17 protein-coding genes and 3 pseudogenes are annotated in these 20,437 nt (G+C 73.8%); 2 read left to right on the forward strand and 18 right to left on the reverse strand.

Features of this window, described 5'->3' with window-relative positions:
- Window positions 1-7: 7 nt before the first annotated feature.
- From IF55_RS13300 to ddaH, 7 genes are all read right to left on the reverse strand, one after another.
- Entirely contained in the window at window positions 8-1,255 is a 1,248-nt protein-coding gene (locus tag IF55_RS13300; RefSeq protein WP_030880214.1) for an ATP-grasp domain-containing protein, read from the reverse strand.
- Window positions 1,248-2,729, reverse strand: a complete 1,482-nt coding sequence (gene argH, locus IF55_RS13305; protein ID WP_030880216.1) for an argininosuccinate lyase — start codon at window positions 2,727-2,729, stop codon at window positions 1,248-1,250. Before argH ends, IF55_RS13300 begins: the two co-directional genes overlap by 8 nt.
- Entirely contained in the window at window positions 2,726-3,790 is a 1,065-nt protein-coding gene (locus IF55_RS13310; RefSeq protein ID WP_051776140.1) for a cysteine synthase family protein, read from the reverse strand. The genes argH and IF55_RS13310 overlap by 4 nt, the downstream gene beginning before the upstream one ends.
- A 564-nt stretch (window positions 3,791-4,354) precedes the next feature.
- Window positions 4,355-5,017: a DedA family protein gene (locus IF55_RS13315; RefSeq protein WP_051776141.1), complete on the reverse strand. Its 663-nt coding sequence runs from the start codon at window positions 5,015-5,017 to the stop codon at window positions 4,355-4,357.
- Window positions 5,010-5,804: a lysophospholipid acyltransferase family protein gene (locus IF55_RS13320; protein ID WP_030880226.1), complete on the reverse strand. Its 795-nt coding sequence runs from the start codon at window positions 5,802-5,804 to the stop codon at window positions 5,010-5,012. Before IF55_RS13320 ends, IF55_RS13315 begins: the two co-directional genes overlap by 8 nt.
- On the reverse strand, window positions 5,801-6,550 hold the full coding sequence (locus tag IF55_RS13325; RefSeq protein ID WP_211269982.1) for a GNAT family N-acetyltransferase: 750 nt from the start codon (window positions 6,548-6,550) through the stop codon (window positions 5,801-5,803). The genes IF55_RS13320 and IF55_RS13325 overlap by 4 nt, the downstream gene beginning before the upstream one ends.
- Window positions 6,551-6,729: 179 nt before the next feature.
- On the reverse strand, window positions 6,730-7,509 hold the full coding sequence (ddaH, locus tag IF55_RS13330; RefSeq protein WP_245661187.1) for a dimethylargininase: 780 nt from the start codon (window positions 7,507-7,509) through the stop codon (window positions 6,730-6,732).
- 494 nt (window positions 7,510-8,003) lie between these two features.
- Here ddaH and IF55_RS13335 point away from each other — a divergent pair, with 494 nt between their 5' ends.
- Window positions 8,004-8,459, forward strand: coding sequence for a flavin reductase family protein (locus IF55_RS13335; protein WP_078644270.1), 456 nt, complete (start codon window positions 8,004-8,006; stop codon window positions 8,457-8,459).
- A gap of 246 nt (window positions 8,460-8,705) precedes the next feature.
- On the opposite strand, the gene IF55_RS13340 is transcribed toward IF55_RS13335, so the two are convergent.
- The 5 genes and pseudogenes from IF55_RS13340 to IF55_RS13360 form a co-directional block, all read right to left on the reverse strand.
- On the reverse strand, window positions 8,706-9,494 hold the full coding sequence (locus IF55_RS13340) for an ABC transporter permease (RefSeq protein WP_030880237.1): 789 nt from the start codon (window positions 9,492-9,494) through the stop codon (window positions 8,706-8,708).
- A gap of 198 nt (window positions 9,495-9,692) precedes the next feature.
- Window positions 9,693-10,706, reverse strand: coding sequence for an ABC transporter ATP-binding protein (locus tag IF55_RS13345; protein ID WP_078644273.1), 1,014 nt, complete (start codon window positions 10,704-10,706; stop codon window positions 9,693-9,695).
- A 292-nt stretch (window positions 10,707-10,998) separates the two neighbouring features.
- Window positions 10,999-11,217 (reverse strand): annotated as a pseudogene (locus IF55_RS13350) (MbtH family protein); the annotation flags it as partial.
- Window positions 11,218-11,244: 27 nt separating this feature from the next.
- Complete coding sequence (locus IF55_RS13355; protein WP_030880245.1) at window positions 11,245-12,186, reverse strand: TauD/TfdA family dioxygenase; 942 nt, start codon at window positions 12,184-12,186, stop codon at window positions 11,245-11,247.
- Window positions 12,187-12,732: 546 nt separating this feature from the next.
- Window positions 12,733-13,548 (reverse strand): hypothetical protein, encoded by an 816-nt coding sequence (locus IF55_RS13360; protein WP_245661180.1) that lies wholly within the window; start codon window positions 13,546-13,548, stop codon window positions 12,733-12,735.
- An 897-nt stretch (window positions 13,549-14,445) separates the two neighbouring features.
- Here IF55_RS13360 and IF55_RS13365 point away from each other — a divergent pair.
- Window positions 14,446-15,009 carry a TetR/AcrR family transcriptional regulator gene (locus IF55_RS13365; RefSeq protein ID WP_030880251.1) on the forward strand — a complete coding sequence of 188 codons (564 nt, stop codon included), beginning with the start codon at window positions 14,446-14,448 and terminating at the stop codon, window positions 15,007-15,009.
- On the opposite strand, the gene IF55_RS13370 is transcribed toward IF55_RS13365, so the two are convergent.
- From IF55_RS13370 to pcaH, 6 genes and pseudogenes are all read right to left on the reverse strand, one after another.
- A complete protein-coding gene (locus IF55_RS13370) occupies window positions 14,985-16,160 on the reverse strand; it encodes a 4-hydroxybenzoate 3-monooxygenase (protein ID WP_030880254.1) in 1,176 nt (391 codons plus the stop codon). The genes IF55_RS13365 and IF55_RS13370 overlap by 25 nt on opposite strands.
- Entirely contained in the window at window positions 16,160-16,987 is an 828-nt protein-coding gene (locus tag IF55_RS13375; protein ID WP_048831933.1) for an alpha/beta fold hydrolase, read from the reverse strand. Before IF55_RS13375 ends, IF55_RS13370 begins: the two co-directional genes overlap by 1 nt.
- Window positions 16,984-17,787: pseudogene (locus IF55_RS41445) on the reverse strand (lyase family protein); the annotation flags it as partial. The pseudogene IF55_RS41445 and the gene IF55_RS13375, both read right to left, overlap by 4 nt.
- Window positions 17,788-18,123: 336 nt before the next feature.
- Window positions 18,124-18,939, reverse strand: a pseudogene (locus IF55_RS41450) (lyase family protein); the annotation flags it as partial.
- Window positions 18,926-19,549 (reverse strand): protocatechuate 3,4-dioxygenase subunit alpha, encoded by a 624-nt coding sequence (gene pcaG, locus IF55_RS13390; protein WP_030880260.1) that lies wholly within the window; start codon window positions 19,547-19,549, stop codon window positions 18,926-18,928. The gene pcaG and the pseudogene IF55_RS41450, both read right to left, overlap by 14 nt.
- Before the next feature lie 54 nt (window positions 19,550-19,603).
- On the reverse strand, window positions 19,604-20,377 hold the full coding sequence (gene pcaH / locus IF55_RS13395) for a protocatechuate 3,4-dioxygenase subunit beta (RefSeq protein ID WP_030880265.1): 774 nt from the start codon (window positions 20,375-20,377) through the stop codon (window positions 19,604-19,606).
- Between the last annotated feature and the right edge of the window lie 60 nt (window positions 20,378-20,437).

Here is a 20,437-nt window from a genome sequence, read left to right on the forward strand (position 1 = left end):
CCGAACCTCATCCGGCTTCCGTCACCCGCATCTCGATCCTCATCCGCCGTACGGCCGCCCGGGCGCGGTGCGCGGCCTCCTCCGCGTCCCGGCCGACGGCCACGGCGCAGCCCAACCGGTCGAGGAAGGAGTGGGTGATCGCCACGGCCCTCCCGGCGGCCGTGGTGGCGTGGGCCAGGATGATGCCGGGCCCCGCGGCCGCCTCGTCGAGCCCGCCGACGGCCGTGACCCGGCCGGCCCCGGGCGCCATGAGGAAGCGGACGGCGGCATGACCGGCCGCCGGCCCGGGGGCCGGGAGGGGGCCGGCACTGGCGCGGGCGATGACCGCGTCGACCAGGTCCGTGCCGGTGGCGGCCTTGACGGCGGCGGGGATCATGCCGCCGGCGAGCCGCGGGTTGACCTCGATGACCACGGGGCCCGAGGCGGACCAGCGCAGTTCGGTGTGGGCCGCGCCCCAGCCGAGGCCGAGGGCGGCGAGCGCCCGTACGGCCGTGTCGGCGAGCGCGGCCCGTACGTCCTCGGGGACCGCGGCGGGCACGTCGTGGCCGGTCTCCACGAAGTGGGGCTCGGGGCCGAGGTGCTTGCCGACCACGGCCACCACATCGGTGTCGAAGGTCTCCACCGAGAACTCCGGCCCCTCGACGGCCGCCTCGACGAGCAGCCGACGCGGTACGGGCGTGCCGCGCTCGTCGCCCGTACGGGACAGCAGTTCCTCCGCCCAGCGCCGCGTCTCGTCCGCGTCGCGGCACAGCCGCACGCCGACGGAACCGGACCCGCTGACGGGTTTGAGCACCACGGGGTAGCCGATCTCGCGGGCCGCGCCGACGGCTTCGGCGACCTCCCCGACCGACTGGTACGCGGGCGAGGGCACGCCGGCCGCGGCGAGCAGGCCGCGCTGGGCGTCCTTGCGGCGGCAGCGGGCGACGGCGTCGCCGTCGGCGGCGGGCAGTCCCAGCTTCGCGGCGACACGGGCGGCCGGCGCCACGAAGTACTCGGAACTGGAGGCGACCCCGGCGAGCCCGGCCCCGGCCGCGAGCCGTTCGCACGCCTCCCGCACGGCGTCGGCGTCCCCGGTGTCGAGCACGAGGGTCTCGATACGGTCCTCGGCCGCGTACGGATAGCGGGCCGGGTCGCGGGCGAGCAGCACCGGGCGCATGCCGCGCGCCGCGGCCGCCGCGCAGAACTGCCGCCCGGTGCCGGTGGTGTTGCTCTCCAGGAAGGCGAACCACTGTCGCCCGTCGCCCGTGTCAGTCATCGCGTGCCCCTCCGCTTCGTGCCGCCTGTTCCGTGCCATCGACGAGCTTCGAGACGGACGTGAGGAGTTCGTGCCGGGCCGCGTCGAGGCGTTCCCGGTGCCCGCGCAGCCAGTCGGCGTGTTCCGCGAGGCGTGCGCGCGTGGTGGCGAAGGCGGTGTCGAACATGCCGGGGCCGCCGCCGCGGTCGTGTTCGGCGACGACCTCGCCGAGCGGCGGCAGCGACGCCCGTTCGGCGCCGGGGGTGCCGGGCGGCAGGCGCAGTTCGGTGGCGCCGGCCTCGACGGCCTCACGGACGGCGGCGCCGACGACGTGGTGCGCGGTGCGGAAGGGCACGCCTTCCCGTACGAGGCGGTTGGCGAGGATGGTGGCCGTGACGAACCCCTCGTCGGCGCGGCGGGCCATCCGCTCGGGCTCGGGGCGGGCGCCGCTGACGAGCACCTGCGCCAGGAGCACGGACTCGGTGACGGTGTGCAGGGCGCCCCAGGCGGGGCCGACCGCCTCGGTGCCGACCTCGATGGAGTTGGTGAAGGGGGTGGACTTCATGGTGGCGGCCGCCGCCGTCCAGGCGCCGAGCGCCACGCCCGCCTTGGCCTTGACGTGCTCCAGCAGGAACGCGTTGCGCTTCTGCGGCATGGCCGAGCTGCCGCCGACGAGCCGTTCGGGGAAGGCGATGAAGGCGAACTCCTGGGTGCTCCAGAGCTGGAGGTCGGTGGCGAGCCGGCTCAGCGTCAGGCCGGCGCCGCTGATGGCGGCCAGCGCCCGGAGCACGCCGTCCCGGCTGGCGACGGCGTCCACGGCGTGCAGCGGGGGCCCGTCGAAGCCCAGGAGGGCCGCGGTGCGGGCGGGGTCGATGGGCAGGTCCGTGCCGGCGACGGCGCCCGCGCCGAGCGGGCAGCGGCCGAGTCCGGTCAGGGTGTGGCGCAGGGCGTCGATGTCCCGGTCGAGGGCGACGGCGATGCCCGCCAGGTAGTAGCCGTAGGTGATGGGCATGGCGGGCTGGAAGTGGGTGTAGACGGGCATGACGGTCTGTCGGTGGGCCCGGGCGCGGGAGAGCAGCACGGCCTGGAGGCGCAGCAACTGTCCGATGAGGTGGGTGAGTTCGGTGCGCAGCCGCATGGCGGTGATGGTGGCCTTGATGTCGTTGCGGGAGCGGCCGGTGTGCAGTTTGCCGCCGATGTCCGCGCCGAGCTCCGCCACCAGGTGGCTCTCGTACATCAGGTAGAGGCCGCGGGGCGCGGGCTCGTCGAGGAGTTCGGCGAAGCCGGCGGCGCGCAGCCGGCCGATGCGGTCGAGGAGGGCGGCGGCGGCCGGGGCGGGCAGCAGGCCCCGCTCGGTGAGCATGACGACGTGGGCCAGGTCGATGGTGGTGGTGAAGCCGAGTTCGCGGCGGATCTCGGCGGGCCCGGGGTCGCCGTAGACGACGTGCTGGGTGCGGGCGCCGAGGGTGGCGGTGAGCCGTCCGGTGCCGCTCATGACAGCGCCTCGGCGCCGCGCGGGGCCGCGGCGGTCATGGCGACCGCCCCGGGTATCCGCCCGTACGGGCTGCGCTGCCAGGCGAGGCGGCTCCAGCGGTCTCCGGCCTGGTCGACGCGGGCGAGTTCGACGGGCTCGGCGGGGAGCGCGGTGCCGGCGTGGCCGTTCTCGGCGAGCCAGGCGTCGTCGTAGACGGTGGCCTGGTAGCGGTAGCCCTCGTCGGGGAGCATGACCACGCACAGCGCGTCGGGGTGGCGCCGGGCCCACCAGTCGGCGGCCAGGTAGGCGGCGCCGCTGGTCGGGCCCTGGAAGAGGGCGTGCCGGGCGTGCAGGCGGCGGGTGGCCGCGTACGCCTCGGCGGCGGTGCACCAGTGGACGTCGTCGAAGACGGTGTGGTCGAGGTTGGCGGGCCACAGGCTGTTGCCGAGGCCGCGCAGGGCGCGGGGGCCGTCGGGCTGGCCGAAGAGGACGCTGCGGTGGGTGTCGACGCCGATCGCGCGGGTGTGCGGGGTCTGTTCGCGCAGGGTGCGGACGGTGCCGCACATGGAGCCGCCGGAGCCGACGGGGCCCACGACGCAGTCGACGGCGCCGAGCGTCTGGGCGAGCTGCTCGGCGACGACCGCGTACGAGCGGGGGTTGTCGGGGTTGGTGTACTGCTCGGGGCAGAAGCTGTCGGGCCGCTCGGCGCGGATCTCGGCGAGTCTGCGCAGCCGGGCCTCCTGGAAGCCGCCGGTGGGCGCGGGTTCGAGGCAGATCTCCAGCCGGGCGCCGAGGTCTTCGAGGCGGCGGTAGAGGTTGGCGTCGATGGCGGGGTCGCTGACGAGGATCAGCTCCCGTTCCATGAGGGCCGCCTGCATCGCGAGGGCGAGGCCGAAGGTGCCCGACGTCGTCTCGGTGATCACCGTGTTCCGGTCCAGGTCGCCGCGTTCCATGGCGCGGCGGAGGATATAGCGGGCCGGGAGGAGCTTCATCAGCGTGAAGACGGCCCCGTAGAGATTCGGGCCGAGACGCACGAGCCGCGGCATCATCTGCGCCTCGGTGATCTCCTGGAACATAGGCATGGTTGCCCCCATGAAAGCTCCCTGCGAATTCGGGGCGAACAGAAAACACGAGGGTGCCAACCCACGCGGAATTAATCGGTTACGGGCCTGCCGGCCGATGGGCCGGACTTTATCCGAACGTTTCCGTCACCGAATGGCTGAGAATCCGCTGAAGGCCGCGTGGGCCGGGCTCCGATATCCGCCCGGCCGACAGCGCGTCGCACGCAACTAGCCCACCATCCCCCGTCAGGACTGCGTAGCCAAGGACCGTGCCCGGTGCGCGCGTTCGGCGGTCTGTGCCGACAATTCCGCTGCGCACCAAAGCGGTTCGACGCTACCCACTAGATCAAGAACAGTCAAAGGCCGGCTTGAACGGCCGCGGTCGTTTCCGGCGGATCGTTCCGGGCGCGTCGGGGGCATTGTCCGGCCACGGTCGCGTACCGGAATCCTGAGGGGTTCGCAAGAGTGGTCCCGGACATGACGGAGGGCCGGGGCGGATATGCGGGACGGATGATTCCGCATATCGGCGTTCCCGGCCCGTACGACTACGGCTGTCACGTGCTCTCGGCGCGCCCCGGCGACGGTTTACTCGGAATGCGCGACGGCCTCGGCGACGGCCTCCGCGACGGTCCCGTCCGGTCCGCCGCGGCGCGCGCGGAGGCGGCGCGCCGCCTCGATGGCCCCGACGACCAGGAGGGCGAGGGCGAACGCCAGCAGCAGCCCCTTCACCGGCTCGTCGCCGAAGCTCGCCCCGCCCACGAAGCCGATGGCCGTGCTGCTGACGGCCCACAGGCCCGCCCCGATCGCGTCGAGTGCGACGAAGCGGCGCAGCGGGAACCCCAGGCTGCCGGTGGACAGCCCGGAGGCCACCCGCCCGCCCGGCAGGAAGCGCGCCGCGACGACCAGCGTCGTGGCGTGCCGGGCGACCATGGAGCGGCCCCACTCGTAGCGCTCCCGGCCCTTCTCGCCGCGTGTCAGCCGGGCGACGGCCCGCGGCCCGAGCCAGCGGCCCATGCCGTGGCTCAGGCAGTCGCCGGCGAGCGCGCCCGCCGCGGCGACGGCGGCGAGCAGCGCGAGCTGCGGCAGGTCCGAGCCGAGCAGCACCGCCACCATGACCACGGTCGTCTCGCTCGGCATGAACGGCAGCAGCGCGTCGAGGCCCGCCACCAGGAACACGACCGCCCAGAGCCACGGCGAGTCAAGAGTGCTCTGCAACAGCTCGACCAGCCGGTCGAACAGCTCAAACATGGGCGGGCGACTCCGTGCTGCACACGGCGGAGCGGGTACGGGCGGCCAGCGCGCGCCGGTCCGCGCCCGGCGCGAGCTGCGGATGGGCGGTGACCCGCACGCTGAGTCCGCCGGCGCTCACCACCCTGCGCAGCGACGTGCCGAAGTCCTCGTCGCCGAGGAAGGCCGCCACCGTGCTGGGCGCGCCGTGCTGGCGGTAGTCGATGGTGATCGGCCGTACGGGCGCGCCCGCGTCGATCGCCGCTTGGAAGGTGGCCCGCCGGAACCGGCCCCCGGACGTCGAACACCAGGTGGTGGCCTGCGGGAAGACCACCACGGACCGGCCGGAGCGCAGCGTTCCGGTGAGTTCCGCGACGGCGCCCGGCAGCGCCCGCAGCCCCTCGCGGTCGATGAACCGGGTGCCGATCCGCCGGGCCAGCGTGCCGATCACAGGCCAGCCGCCCACCTCCCGCTTGGCCAGCAGCGTCGCCGGTTCGACGGCGAGGACCGCCACGATGTCGAGCCAGGAGACGTGGTTGGCGACGATGAGCGTGCCGACCCCGTTCGGCCCGCTGACGCTCAGCGGGCCGGGCGCCGCCTCCAGCCGTACGCCGAGCGCCGCGAGTACGCCCCGGGCCTGGGCGCGCAGCGTCTCGAACTCGGCGAGCCGCTCCCCCTTGGCCACGCCCCGCGTCATCTCGTAGGTGAGGGCGGCATAGCGGCGTACGGCCTCCGCCAGGGGCACGCGCGGCGCGGCGTGCGCGGCGCAGCCGGGGGTGCACCGCGCGTCCACGGCCCACGGGTTCATCGGGTCTCCCCCAGGAAATAGCGGCGGTAGCGGTCGTTCAGCCGGTCCGTGTCGAGCAGCACGAAGAAGTCCGCGACGTCGAACTCGGGGTCGTGGGCGGGCGCGCCGCACATCCACGCGCCGAGCCGCAGATAGCCGCGGAGCAGCGGCGGCAGGTCCGCGTAGCCGGGGTGCGCGGCCTCCAGGTCGGCGGGCATCCAGGGGCGGTGCGGGTGGACGCGCAGCTCGGCGGGCGAGGAGTGCTTGGTGGTGCCGAGCAGCCAGGCGCTGGACGCGGCCCGCCCGCCGTCGGCGAGCGGCACCGAGGCGCAGCCGGCCAGGTAGCGGTGGCCGGAGAGCAGCACGTAGCGGGCGAGCGCGGACCACATCAGGTTGATGACGGCGCCGCCGCGGTGGTCGGGGTGGACGCAGGAGCGGCCCGCCTCGACGGTGGAGGGGCGCAGCGCGGCCAGCGCCCGGAGGTCGAACTCGCCGTCCGAGTAGGAGTGTTCGGCGCGTCCGGGCGGCAGCAGCCGGTAGGTGCCCACCACTTCGTCGGTGCTCGTGTCGGTGACGATGAGGTGGTCGGCGAGGTCGTCGTAGGCGTCCATGTCGTGGCCGGCGAGGGGCGTGTGGAGGGTGGCGCCCATCTCCTCGCCGAAGACCTGGTACCGCAGCCGCTGGGCGGCGCGTATCTGCTGGGTGGTGTCCGCGATGGAGGTGACGTACGAGGTGGTCGCCGCTGACGCGGTGGATGTGGGGAGCATGAGTGTGCTGGTCTCCATTCGATGGGCTTCGGTACCGGCGGCGATCGTCCGCTGCCCCGCTTCGCGGTCCCGCGTGGGACGTTGATCCCTTGTGTCACGACCGTAGGAGCGGTACGCCGGACGGCGCACTGCACCAAGGGCAGCGGGCACCCCTGACCTTCGTCAGGTGGCGGCGCGCGTCAGCCGGCGCGCAGTTCCAACGTGCAGCACTTGACGCTGCCGCCGGCCTTGAGGAGTTCGGACAGGTCCAGGCCGATCGGTTCGTAGCCGCGCTCCCGCAGCGCGGCGGCGAGGCGGGTGGCGGCCTCGGGCAGTAGAACGTGGCGGCCGTCGCCGAAGGCGTTGAGGCCGAAGACGGCGGCGTCCTCGTCGGTGGCGAGCAGGGCGTCCGGGAACATCTCGCGCAGGGCCGCCCGGCTGCCCGGGGAGAAGGCGGCGGGGTAGTACATGATCTCGTCGTCGCCGAGTACGGCGAGGGCGGTGTCGAGGTGGTAGTAGCGGGGGTCGACGAGGGTCAGGCCGGTGACGGGCGGGCCGAAGAACTCCTGGGCCTCGGCGTGGGATCGGGGGTCGGTGCGGAATCCGGTGCCCGCCAGCAGCCGGCGGCCGGCGAGGAGGTAGTCGCCCTCGCCCTCGTTGATGTGCTCGGGCCAGTGCGTCTCGGCGAAGCCGTGCTCGCGGAGCCAGGAGAGGTAGACGGGGCCCTCGGCGGTGCGCTCCATGTGCCGGAAGCGAGCGCCGAGGACCCGGCCGTCGATGACGGTGGCGCCGTTGGCGGCGAACACCATGTCGGGCAGGCCGCCGACCGGTTCGATGATGTCGACGGTGTGGCCCAGTTCGCGGTAGAGGTCGCGCAGCCGCTCCCACTGGGCGAGGGCGAGGCCACCGTCGACCGGTTTCTCGGGCTCCATCCAGGGGTTGATGGAGTAGGTGACGTCGAAGTGGCTCGGGGAGCACATCAGCAGGCGACGCGGGATCGCGGTACGGGCGGGCGGGGCGGAGGCCGCAGAGGCGGGTGCGGGGGTGGAGGCGCCGGAGACGGCGGGTGTGGCGGCGGAGGTACCAGGCGTGGTGCCAGGGACGGCGCTCGTGGTGCCGGGGGCGTCGGGCGTGGTGCCGGGGGCGTCGGGCGTGGTGCCGGGGGCGTCGGGCATGGTGCCGGGGGCGTCGGTCGTGGTGCCGGGGGCGTCGGGCATGGCGATTCCCTTTTGGTTTCTCTCGGTGGAGTATCGGCGCGCTCGGTGTGCGCCGCGTGAATCCCGTGTGAATCGGGGCGGGCGGACCGGCCGCGGGCTGTGGTCCGTTGGCCGGAATTCGGTTCCCGGCGGCTCTGTCCGGGGGAAAGCCGGTCGGTATCATTCCCCCTCAACGGGAGGAAGGAGCGACAGTGCGTGATGCCGTCGCCAATACCGTGGCTGCGGAGGGTGTCGACCCTCAGGAGTTCCGGTCAGTAATGGGGCATTTCTGTTCCGGCATAACCGTCGTGACGGCCTTCGGGCCGGACGGCCCGGTGGGGTTCACCTGCCAGTCGTTCAGCTCGTTGTCGCTGCGGCCGCCGCGGGTGCTGCTCTGTCCGAGCCGTTCCTCGACGACCTGGCCGGTCATCAGCGCCGCCGGGCGCTTCTGCGTCAATGTCCTCGCGGCCGGACAGGAGGGGCTGAGCAATGGCTTCGCCCGCTCCGGCGGCGACAAGTTCGCCGACGTGGAATGGGATCTCTCCCCCGACGGAATGCCGTTGCTCTCCGGCGTCGCGGCATGGGTGGACTGCGAACTCCAGGCCGAATACGACGGCGGGGACCATCTCGTGGTCACGGCGGATGTGCACGGACTCGGCGTCGGCGGCGCGGCCGGCCCATTGCTCTACTACCGGGGGAAGTACGCGCGGATAACACCCCCGCTGCCGGTCTGAGCATTTCCTGCTTTCAGCGAACTCTCACCGGTCTGCCACCGGCCTGCCACCGGCCTTTCACCGCTGGCGGGCCGGCGATGAAATGTCCGCACGCGGTGGTACAGGCCGCCGTCCTCGCCCACGGGGCACTCCCGGTGGGCGAGGACGACTGAGCGGCCCCTCGGGGCTTTCGCCCCGAGGATCGGACCGGGCCGGCGCCTCCGGGGGAGTAAGGCACCGGCCCGGCCGGTATATGGCCCGCGACGCTCAGGCGTCGCGGCGGCGCAGCACGACCGTGGCCGCGGTCAGGAACGCGGCGGCCCAGGCGACGAGGATCAGCAGCCCGGCCACGGGCCCGTACAGCTCGGCCTCGTCCGCCATGAACTGCGCGCCCGCCGCCTGCGGCAGGAACTGCGCCAGATCGGTGAAGAAGTCCGCGGGGATCGACTGAAGGATCATCGGCACGATGAGCAGCAGCAGGAACAGCGCCGTGATGGCCCCGGCCGAGCTGCGCACGATGGCCGCGAGCCCAACCGTGAGCACGCTCAGCAGCGCCAAGTGCACGGCGATGGCGAGCACTTGACCGGCCACGTACGACATCTCGAAGACGCCGGCGTCCATGGCCGCGCCGCCCGCGGCCACCCCGATCGCGGCCAGCACGATGCCCGCGCCGAAGGCGACACCGCCCAGGGTGATGCTCTTCGCCACCAGCATGCGCGCCCGATTGGGCACGCACTGAAGGGTGTTGGTGATGCTGCCGGTGGCGTACTCGCCGGTGACGGACAGCATCGCCAGCGCCGCGACGACGAACTCCACGCCGTAGACGGTCGCGAGCGTCGCCGGGCGGGCGACCGAGGCCGCCGGATCGTGCGAGACGGTGCCGATGCACCCGGCCGTCACGGCCATCACGGCCGCCGCGACGAGGAGGAAGTACCAGGTCGAGCGGAGCGACCACAGCTTCGTCCACTCGGCGGCCACGGCGCCGGGCAGGCCGCCGCCGGAGGGCCGGGGTGTGGCGCGCGGCGCGCCCGCGGGGGAAGTAGTCAGCGAGCTCATGATCGGACGCGGTCTCTCTGGTCGGTTCGGTGACGGGCGGCGCCGGGACGGCGCGGGCCACCTGGGGCGGTGGTGGTTCGGTGGGGATGGGCGAGGGGCCCGCGCGGGTCGGCGGCGGGCCGGTGCGGATCGGCGAGGGGCCGGTGCGGGCCGGTGGCAGGCCGGTGCGGAGCGGCGGCGGTTCGCGCCGTGGCGTGGTCAGACGACAAGGCTCTCCCCCTCCCCCTGACCGGCGTGCGGCTGCCCGTACGGCAGAGGCGGCCCCCCGTAGGCGAGCGGCTGCACACCGGGGCCGGGCGGCGGGGCCTGCCCGTACTCGACGCTGCCCGCGGTCAGTTCCATGTACGCCTGCTCCAACGAGGCTTCCACGGCCCGCAGTTCATGCAGTCGTACGTGCCGCTCGTGGGCGAGGTCGCCCACCCGCTCGACGCTCAGGCCCGTGACGACGAGTTCGCCGGCGGACTCCCATGTGACGTCGGCGGCCTCTTCCAGCAGGCGGTCGGCGAGCAGCCGCAGGCCCTCGGCCTCGGGGCCGCGCACCCTGACGGAGTTTCGGGAGCTGCGCGAGAGGATGTCCGCCATCGGGGCGTCGGCGATGAGCTTGCCCTTGCCGATGACGATCAGCCGGTCGGCGGTCAGCTCCATCTCGCTCATCAGGTGGCTGGAGACGAAGACGGTGCGGCCCTCGGCGGCCAGCGAGCGCAGGAAGTTGCGGATCCACAGCACGCCGTCCGGGTCGAGGCCGTTGACCGGCTCGTCGAGCATCAGCACCTCCGGGTCGCCCAGCAGCGCCCCCGCGATGCCCAGCCGCTGCCCCATCCCGAGGGAGAACGACCCGGCCCGCTTGCCCGCGACCTCGCCGAGCCCCGCCACGTCGAGCACCTGGTCCACCCGCTTGGCGCCGATGCCGTGGCTGCGGGCCATCGCCAGCAGATGCCTGTACGCCGTGCGCCGGGGGTGCACCGCCTTGGCGTCGAGGAGCGCCCCGACCTCCCGCAGCGGGTGCGCGAGGTCCGCGTACCGCTTGCCCTTGATGAGGGCGGTGCCGGAGGTGGGGTGGTCCAGGCCGAGGATCATGCGCATGGTGGTGGACTTCCCGGCGCCGTTCGGCCCCAGGAAGCCGGTGATCTTACCGGGCGCGACGTCCAGCGTGAGCCGGTCGACGGCGGTCTTCTCGCCGTACCTCTTCGTCAGGCCCTGCAGGGTGAGCATCGTGGTCCATGTCCTCTCCGGCGGTGCGTGCCAAGGACGCTACGGACCGGCGGGCGCGGCGGCAGGAGACCTTGGGCAGGACCCGACCCCGACTTTCGTCAGGTGGTCGCCCCCTCGGGGTGCGGCATTCGGCGGAGGCTCGCCGGCACGGCGGCCCGCCGGTACGACACGGCGATACGACCCACCGGTACGGCCGCCGGTACGACCTGCCCGGCGCGCGAGAGGCGGCCGGCGCCCGCGGGCATGGGCCTCGCGGAGCCGGCCGCCTCTCGCGTGCCGTCGGTGGACCGGTTCAGGCTGCGTCGCCGTCCATGGCGGCTATGAGGCTCTTGGGACGCATGTCCGTCCAGTGCTCGTTGATGTAGTCCAGGCACGCCTGACGGGCCGTCTCCTGGAGGGCCACGGTCCAGCCGGCCGGCACCTCCACGAACGACGGCCACAGCGAATGCTGCCCCTCGTCGTTCACCAGCACCAGATACGTGCCCTCGGCGTCCTCGGGGGGTCGGGCAAGAGGTAAGGCGGGCGGGCATGGGGGCGGTCAGTCGGTCATCGCGACGAGCACCTTGCGGTCGCCCGTGAAGGGCCTGCGCCCGTGCCCGACGAGCACGTTGTCGATCAGCAGCAGATCGCCCTGGCGCCAGTCCACGTCCACGGCGGCGGCCAGTCCCCGGTCCCGTACCTGGATCGCGTACTCGCCCGGAATGGGGCTGCCGTCCGCGAAGGTGACGGACTGCGGCAGTTCGTCGGCCGGCAGCAGTTCGGCGAGTTCGGCGGCGGTCTCGTCGCCGAGCGCGGCGGGGTGCCACTGATCCGACTGGTTGAACCAGACCTCGGCTCCCGTCACCGGGTGGCGGACCGTGGCCGGCCGGACCTGGCTCACGCGCAGGCTGCCGTCGCCCTTCCACTCCCACTCGGCGGCGGAGCCCGCGAGGAACGCCTCCACCGTGTCCCGGTCGTCGGTCTCGAAGGTGTCCTGCCAGCTCTTGCCCAGGCCGAGCCCGTCGTGGAGGTTCTGGGAGTAGCGCACGCCCTGCGCGAACGCCTGGCGCACCTCGTCGTCCAGCGACGCCAGCCACTTCACCCCGTCGACGACGGGGGTGGCACCGCCGGAGCCCGGGGCGACGGCGCAGTAGAACAGCAGCCGCGACGGCCACTGGGCGCTGTAGGACAGCTCGTTGTGCATGGAGATGGTCAGCTCCTGCGGATATTCCGTGGAGGTGTAGACGTTCTCCCCCACCTTGGTCCGCGGCGAATTCCCGTGCACGTAGGCGAGCCGGTTCGGCAGCAGCAGATCGAGTACGGGCTCCAGTTCGCTTTCCGGCACGGCGAAGTCCCGGAACACCACCGCTTTGTTCTCCACCAGGAGCGCGCCGAATCCCGGGTGCCCCTTCAGATACTCCACCAGGCCGGCCGTCCCCGGTCGCGTCCCGACGTCTTCGGGGCGGATTTCCAGCGGTTCCCAGTCCTGCACGTCCGTCACAGCGAAACTCCCTCTTTCGCGGGCGTCCGAAAGGATTCCAGCGGGCTCGGTCCACGGGCGCGGCATTTCGCGGGCAATAACTGATGACGCCCCCCGTCGGCGTATATCCGGTGGGGTATATACCAGGCGGCCGCGATCCCGCGTTCAGCGACAGCCAATGGAATCCCCCGCCCCGCTTTCGGCCCTCCGCATTACGTCGCGAAACTATCATCCGGGGGTAGGCGTGCCAATGCCTTTCGACGGCCGCGTGCCCGGCCGGGCGCGGCTATTCGGCAATTCACTCGGCCCGCACACCGGCCGCGTTTCCGCGCGGGACCAATTCGACGTGCGGGCGACCCGCCCCCGTGAACGCCGTCGAGGCCGGCGACGCCGAAGCGCCACCGGCCTCGCTGTCGCCGGTCCGGCCTCCTCACCACCGGTCCCGGCCGCGTCGGCCCGAGGACGCCGGTCCCGACCTCGCCGGTCCCGGCGTCATCGGCCGCCGCGGGACGTACCTACGTACGTGACGTGCGTACGGCCGACTCGACCGCGACGCCCCGCTCCGGTTCAGCTCCCCCGGAGCTCCAGCTCCTTCGCGAAACGGACCCACTGTTCGGCGCAGGCGCGGGCGGCGCGGGCCACCGAGTCGGCCCGGTGCCGGGGCACGCTGTCGACGAGCCGCCGCCACTTCTCCTCCTCGCCGATGGAGTGGGCGCTCAGCAGCCGCAGCAGTGTGCGCCCCGCTTCCGTCCGCAGCGAGGGGTCCTTGCGCATGTTCGGCAAGGCGGTCCCGGCGGACGTCGCTTCGGCGACCGCCCGCGCGTCGGGGCGGTCCGCGCCGGACCGGGCCGCCGTCGGCGCCGCGCCCGGTCCCTGCTGGGCCTCGGCCTCGCGCAGCCGGGAGGGGACGGGGTCGCGGCCCTGGAGGAGCCGGTCGCGTACGTCCTTCGCGGTGGCGGGGGCGACCCCGGCCGCGTCGGCGATCTCCCGGAGGGAGGCGTGGGGCCGGTCGGCGATCACCTGGCTGGCGCGCCGGCGCCCTTCGGCGGAGTTGAGCGGGCGGGCCCGGCCGTCGCGGCCGACCCGGGCGTTCAACTGCTCGATGCCACCGGTTGAACGCTTGCGCATCGACGCGATGGTGCTGGCGACGAGCCCGGTGGCGGCGGCGATGCGCCGGTCCGACCACTGCGGATGGCTGCCGAGGATACGGACGGCGGCCGCGGTGCGGTCGCCCTGCGAGAGCGGCAGTCCATTGGCGACATTGAGCTTGACCGCGAGAACAAAGGCGTTCTCCTCGGTGCCTTCGAAAAAGCGGACTTCGATGCACTTCGCGCCGCTGACTTGAGCGGCGCGGAGCCGGTGCATTCCGTCGATGACGCGCATCGTGGAACGGTGCACGATAATGGGCGGAAGTGGAGCATCCAATTCCGCCAGTACCTGAATATGCCCGTCGTCCTCACCCGTGGTACGGGGCGAGTCGGCGGGCAACAGGGAATCGATGGGAACCATCGTCGTAAGAGCCGGTTTCGCGGGACCGTCGCGCCGCTGACGGACCATTGTCGGAGCCGTACTCGTCACGGTGGCGACCGCGGTGTCCGCGGCCGGCACGGGTACGGTCGTGGAGGAGGCCAAATACAAGGCCATCAGAGCCCCCACGCCGTGGTTTCGTTCCCTACGGACTGGTGAATCCTTCGAAGTCGCATCCCGTCGGGGGTGCGCCCCCATGGATGGAGAGCTGCGTCAAAGAGCTGCCTCTGGCCGCCCCCAACGGCTTCTTGGCTCCCCGGACCGCCACTGATCAGAGTACGCACCGGCCTCTCCAAGACGGCTGGTGCCCCATCGGTGGGAGTTTCGGAGTGTTTCATGACGTGATAGCTCCTCCTGGCAATGACCGGCGCATCGCGGAGTGGTGCCATGTTTCGCCACTGTCCGTATGCGCCCCCGTCTCGGACATCGAGACGATGGTTACTTCGCAGGCGGAATGTGTCAACTTACTTTGGGTCATAGGCTCGCGGCCCAAAGAGTGCTCCAGCTACTCTCATTCATTTCCGGTTTCGGCCCGTTCGCGGCAATCCTTCGAGGTCGGCCGGGGGCCCAAGGGCGCACTCCTTGCCGTACCCCGGCACGGCCGCCCGCGCCCGTACGCCCGTCCGTACAAGAAACGTTCACACGGTCTTGGCACCGCGCCCCCACTCCGCGTCGCGACGCCGCCCGCCCGAGGAGGGGCCGACTGGCGGTACAGTCGGGAGAACGTTTGTTCTCTCGCAAGGCAGGTCTGCTGTGGATCCCGACATCGCCCGGAACCGGCTGCTCGACGCGGCCGAGGAGCTGTTCTACGGGCGCGGGGTGCAGGCGGTGGGCATGGACGAGCTCCGGTCCGCCTCAGGCGTCTCGCTCAAGCGCCTCTACCAGCTCTTCCCCTCCAAGAACGACTTGGTCGAGGCGTATCTGCGGCGGCGCGACACCCGGTGGCGGGAGGCGCTCGCCGCGTACGTGGCCGAGCGGACCGACCCGCGGGCGCGGGTGCTGGCCGTGTTCGACTGGCTGCACGACTGGTTCGCCGGGCCCGGCTTCCGCGGCTGCGCGTTCCTCAACGCCGTCGGCGAACTCGGCGGCATCTCCCCCGCCGTCGTCACCGCGGCCCGCGAGCACAAGGACGCCTTCCACCGCTACCTGGCGGAGCTCACCGCCGACGCCGGGGCGCCGCCGGAGGCGGCCGGCCACCTGGCGCTGCTCGCGGAGGGCGCGATCGCCACCGCCGGCGTCACGGGCTCCCCCGAACCGGCCCGCCGGGCCCGGTCCGCCGCCGAGGCGCTGCTTCAGCCGAAGGGCAGCCCCGCGTAGTTCTGGGCGAGTTCGGTGGCGGCGGCCGTCGAGGAGGCGATGCGGTCGAGCTGCGCGAGCTGGAGGCGCGTGGCGAACGGGGACTGCCCGGGCTCCGTGTGCAGGGTGGTGGTCATGAGGTACGAGAAGTGCTCGGCCCGCCATACCCGGCGCAGACACGTGGTGGAGTAGGCGTCGAGCGCCGCGGTGGAGCCGGTCTCCTTCAGCGCGGCCAGCGCGCGGGCGAGGACGACGACATCGCCGACGGCGAGGTTCAGCCCCTTGGCGCCGGCGGGCGGCACGATGTGTGCGGCGTCACCGGCCAGCAGCAGCCGGCCGTGGCGCATCGGCTCGATGACCCAACTGCGCATCGGCAGCACCGACTTGGCGGTGATCGGCCCTCTTTCGAGCCGCCAGGGGCCGTCGACGGCGAGGCGGGCGTCGAGTTCGTCCCAGATCCGCTCGTCGGGCCACGCGGCCACGTCCTCGCCGGTCGGGACCTGGAGGTAGAGCCGGCTGACGGTGGGCGACCGCATGCTGTGCAGCGCGAAGCCGCGTGCCGAGTGGGCGTAGGTCAGCTCTTCGCAGGAGGGCGGCACATCGGCGAGTACGCCGAGCCAGGAGTACGGGTAGCCGCGCTCGTACGTCCGCCGCACGGCTTCGGGGACGGCGTTGCGCGCGATGCCGTGGAACCCGTCGCAGCCGACGACGTAGTCGCACTCCAGCGTCTGCTCGCGGCCGCCGCGCAGGAAGCGGACCACGGGCCGCTCGGTGTCGGCCCCTTCGACGGACAGCGCCCGCGCCTCGAAGAACAGCGGCCCGCCGTCGGCGAGCTGAAGGGCGATCAGGTCCTTCACCACCTCGGTCTGCGCGTAGATCATGACGGTGCGGCCGCCGGTGAGCGAGGAGAGGTCGACGCGGTGGGCCCGACGGTCGAAGCGCAGCTCGATGCCGTGGTGGACGAGCCCCTGACGGCCCATCCGCTCCCCCGCGCCGCACGCCCGCAGCACGTCGACGGTGCCCTGTTCGAGGACTCCGGCCCGCTGGCGGCCCTCCGCGTAGGCGCGGTCTCGGCTCTCCAGGACGACGCTGTCGATGCCCGCGCGGTGCAGCAGCCGGGCGAGCAGCAGCCCGGCGGGCCCGCCGCCGATGATCCCTACGGTCGTGCGCATCAGTTCCGCCCCGCCCGCTCGTCGGGTACGGGGCCGGGCGCGCCCGACGCGGGTGCGAAGTGGGCCCGCAGCGCCGCCGACACGGCCCGCGGCCGCTCGACGCCGACGAGATGGCCGGCGTGCGCGATCTCCAGCAGGCTCGCGCCGGGGATGCCGTCGGCGAGTTCGCGGGCGTGCGAGAGCGGCGTGGCCTGGTCGTCGCGGCCGGCGACCACCAGGGTGGGGGCGGCGACGCGGGGCAGTTCGGCGCGCAGGTCGTACGTGGCCAGCGCGTCGCAGCAGGCGGCGTACCCGGCGGGGTCGGCCGTGCGCAGATCATCGAGGAGGCGCGTGCCGAGCGGCCCGGCGGCCGTCGCGGGGCGGCTGAACCAGCGCCCGGTGCTCGGTGCGACCAGCGGCCCGGTGCCGTCGGCGCGTACGCTCGCGGCCCGCTCGCGCCAGGCGGCTCCGTCGGCGAAGACGGCGGACGAGCACAGCAGCGCGAGCGCGCCGAGACGCTCCGGGTGGTGGACGGCGAGGTGGAGCCCGACGGCGCCGCCGAGGGAGATCCCGGCGTAGGCGAAGCGCTCCCAGCCCCGGTCGTCGGCGAGCCGCAGCACGAGCGCCGCCAGGCCGGCGACGGTGGCCGTGCCGTCGTCCGGCACGAGGCCGGCCGCCGAGCCGCCGTGGCCGGGCAGGTCCCAGCGCAGCACCGGGCGGCCCGCGGCGAGTGCGGGCAGTTGGGGTTCCCAGACGGCGAGCGAGGTGCCGAGGGACGGGCCGAGCAGCAGCGGCAGCCCGCCGTCTCCGGTGCCGCCGTCCGAGATGTGGTGGTGAAGGCTGGTCATATGTCCGTCCTGGGCCGGCGCCGGAGGGCGCGGTCGGTCAGTTCCGGGGCGCGGCCGAGATACCCGGCCGGGTCGGTCAGCCGCCGGAGCCGGTCCTCGGAGACCTTCTCCGAGAGCCCCGGCTCCTCCGCCACGAGCGCGTCCGCCAGCGGTACGCGCTCGGCGACGGCGCGGCGCGCGGCGGCCGTCAGGAGCTCCTTGGCGCGGGCGCGGCCGAGCACCGGGCTCAGCGCGGCAACGACACGCTCACTGGTCATCAGCCCGCCAGTGGTGTCGAGGTTTTCACGCATCCGCTGCGGAAACACCTTTAGCCCCTCGGCGAGTTCGGCCGCTTGGTGCGCGGCGCCGCCCGCGAGCCGCAGGAGTTCGCGCAGCGTCTGCCACTCCGCGTGCCAGGCCCCTGCCGGGCGCTCGTCCTCCGCCGCGAGCGACTGCACCAGCACCGCCGCGAGAGCGGGCGCCTGCCGGGCCGCCGCCGCGATGAGCGTGGCCCGCACCGGATTGCGCTTGTGCGGCATGGCGGACGAGCCGCCGCCCTCCCCCTCGGCCGCCTCCCCGATCTCCGTGCGGGAGAGCACCAGCACATCGGCGGCGAGCTTGCCGAGGGCCCCCGAACAGAACGCGAGCGCCGCCGCGAGATCGGCGACGGGCGTACGGAGCGTGTGCCACGGCAGCCCGGGCTCAGCCAGCCCCACCTCTGCCGCGAACCGCCCGACCAGCCCCAGGGCGCCGTCGCCGGGCGGCTGGCCGCCGCCGGGCGCGGGGGCGCCCGATGCGGGGACGCCCGCAAGGGCCGCGGGCCCGCTGGCAGGGCGGGCCGTGACGCCGAGCTCCGAAGCCTCAGCGCCTGGGGCGCCAGCACGGGCGGCGGGGGCAGCGGCGGCGGGGCCACCCGAACCGTCGCCCCTAACGGCGGTGCCGGGCCCGTCAGGGCCGTCGCCGGGCCCAGCGGCGGCAGAGGCATCACCCGAACCGTCGGCCATAGGAACAGGAGCCCGACCAGCGGCGCCCGAAGGACCGTTGGCGCTCGGGGCGGAGCCGGTGTCGCCGACGCCCGTAACGGCGGTGCCGGGTCCGTCAGGGGCGTCGGCGGGGCCAGCGGCGGCGGGGGCACCACCCGGACCGTCGCCCCTCGGGACGGCGGCTCGACCAGCCGCGCCCGAAGGACCGGCGGCGCTCGGGGCGGAGCCGGTGTCGCCGACGCCCGTAACGGCGGTGCCGGGCCCGTCAGGGGCGTCGGTGGGATCAGTCTCCCGGGCGGCAGCGGGGTCGGCGTCGGGGGCCGCAGCCAGGCCGGCGGAGCTGTACGCGGTGAAGGCTGCCAGGGTGCCGGTCGCGCCGGCCAGTTGGGCGGGGAGGGTGGGGTGGAGGGCGGTGAGGCGGTCGTGGGCGTCCAGGAGCAGGGCGCGCCAGCCGGCGGCCTTGAGGCCGAAGGTGGTGGGCACGGCGTGCTGGGTGAGGGTGCGGCCGGGCATGGGGGTGGCGCGGTGGGCGGCGGCGAGGGCCGCCAGCGCCTCGGCGGCGCGGGCGAGGTCGGCGGTGATCGTCGGCAGGGTACGGGCGGCGACCAGCATCAGCGCGGTGTCGAGGATGTCCTGGCTGGTGGCGCCGCGGTGCACGTACGCCGCCGCCGCGGGGTCCGTACGGGCGACGGCCGCGGTGAGGACGGCGGCCAGGGGAATGACGGGGTTGCCGCCGTCGCGGGCGCGCAGGGCCAGGTCCCGTACGTCGAACGCGTCGGCGCGGGCAGCGGCCGTCGCGGCGTCGGCGGCCGACCGCGGGGCCTGGCCGAGGGCGGCCTGCGCCCGGGTGAGGGCGGCCTCGGCGTCCAGGAGGGCCGTAAGGTACGCGGCGTCCCCGGTGGCGGCCTCGGCCGCGGACCCGGCCCAGGCGGGGGCGAGGAGCCCGCTGTCCCCGTAGGCCGCACCGGGCGCGTCGTCAGCGGAATTCAAGGAAGACCGTCTCTTCCTCGCCTTGCAGGCGGATGTCGAAGCGGTACGCGCCGTGCGGCTCGGCGACGGCGAGCAGCGTGCGCCGCCGGCGCGGGGTGAGCGAGGCCAGCAGCGGATCGGTGTCGAGCGCGGCGGCCCCGCCCATGGTGCGGTGAGCCGCCTCGCCGGTGAGGTAGGCGCGCGTGAAGAGGTGGTGGAGCAGGCCGCGGGCGAAGACGCATACGCTGATGTAGGGCGCGTCGGGGCCGCCGGTCGGGCCGGGTGGCAGCGTACGGACGGCCCAGCGGCCGTCGGCGTCGGTGGCGCACCGGCCGAAGGCCGTGAAGTCCGCGCCGTCGCGGCCGAGGAAGCCGCCGTCGGCCGCGTCACGGCGCATGGAGCCGGGCCGCCCGCGGAGGGCGCCGTCGGGCCCGGCCTGCCAGGTCTCGACGAGGGCATCCGGTACGGGCGCGCCCGCGCCGTCCAGGACGCGGCCGTGCAGGGTGATGGCGTCGGGCCGCCCGGCGGGCGCCACGTCCGGGCCGCCGGGGAACGGCAGCGCGTAGCCGTAGAAGGGGCCGACGGTGTGGGAGGGGGTGGGGCGGTACTCGCCCGTGAGGTCGGTGTTCACCGCGTCGCGCCTCGCAAGTGGTCGGAGGGTGCCTGGATCTGCCGCCGCCGGTCCCTAACGCCCGTTCTCGCCGTTGTCGCCGTTCTCGCCGTTCTCGCGCCAGGTGGCTGACGGGCCGTCGAGGACGATGTCCCAGCGGTATCCGAGCGACCATTCGGGGCGGGAGAGTCCGTGGTCGTAGGCGGCGACGAGGCGGTCGCGAGCGGCGTCGTCGGTGACGGACTGCAGGATCGGGTCGTGGGCGAAGAGCGGGTCGCCCGGGAAGTACATCTGGGTGACGAGGCGTTGGGTGAAGGCCGTCCCGAAGACGGAGAAATGGAGGTGGGCGGGGCGCCAGGCGTTGGCGTGGTTGCGCCACGGGTAGGCGCCGGGCTTGACGGTGGTGAAGCTGTAGCTTCCGTCGTCGCCGGTCAGCGTGCGCCCGACGCCGGTGAAGTTGGGGTCCAGCGGCGCGGGGTGACGGTCTCTCAGGTGGGCGTAGCGGCCCGCCGCGTTGGCCTGCCACAGCTCGATCAACTGCCCGCGCACCGGCCGCCCCCGGCTGTCGAGCAGCCTGCCGGAGACGGTGATGCGCTCGCCGAGCGGTTCCCCGGTGTGCTGGGCCGTCAGGTCGTTGTCGTATTCGGTGATGTCGGTAGGGCCGAAGACCGGGGTGTGCAGCTCCACGGTCTCCGGGTTCCCGGCTATCGTCACCAGCGGCTGCCGGGGGTGGCGCAGCAGGCTCGACCGGTAGGGGGGATAGTCGCGGGCGGGATGGTCGGCGGGCGGTGCGCCCTCGGCGCGCGCCTTGGCGTAGGCGGCACGCAGCTCGGCGATCTCGGCGCTGATCTCCGCCTGCGTGGGCGGACGGGCCCCGGCCGGTGTGGGCGAGGGCACCCCGGCCGGTGT

The sequence above is a fragment of the Streptomyces varsoviensis genome (assembly GCF_000718635.1).
Classification (GTDB): domain Bacteria; phylum Actinomycetota; class Actinomycetes; order Streptomycetales; family Streptomycetaceae; genus Streptomyces; species Streptomyces varsoviensis.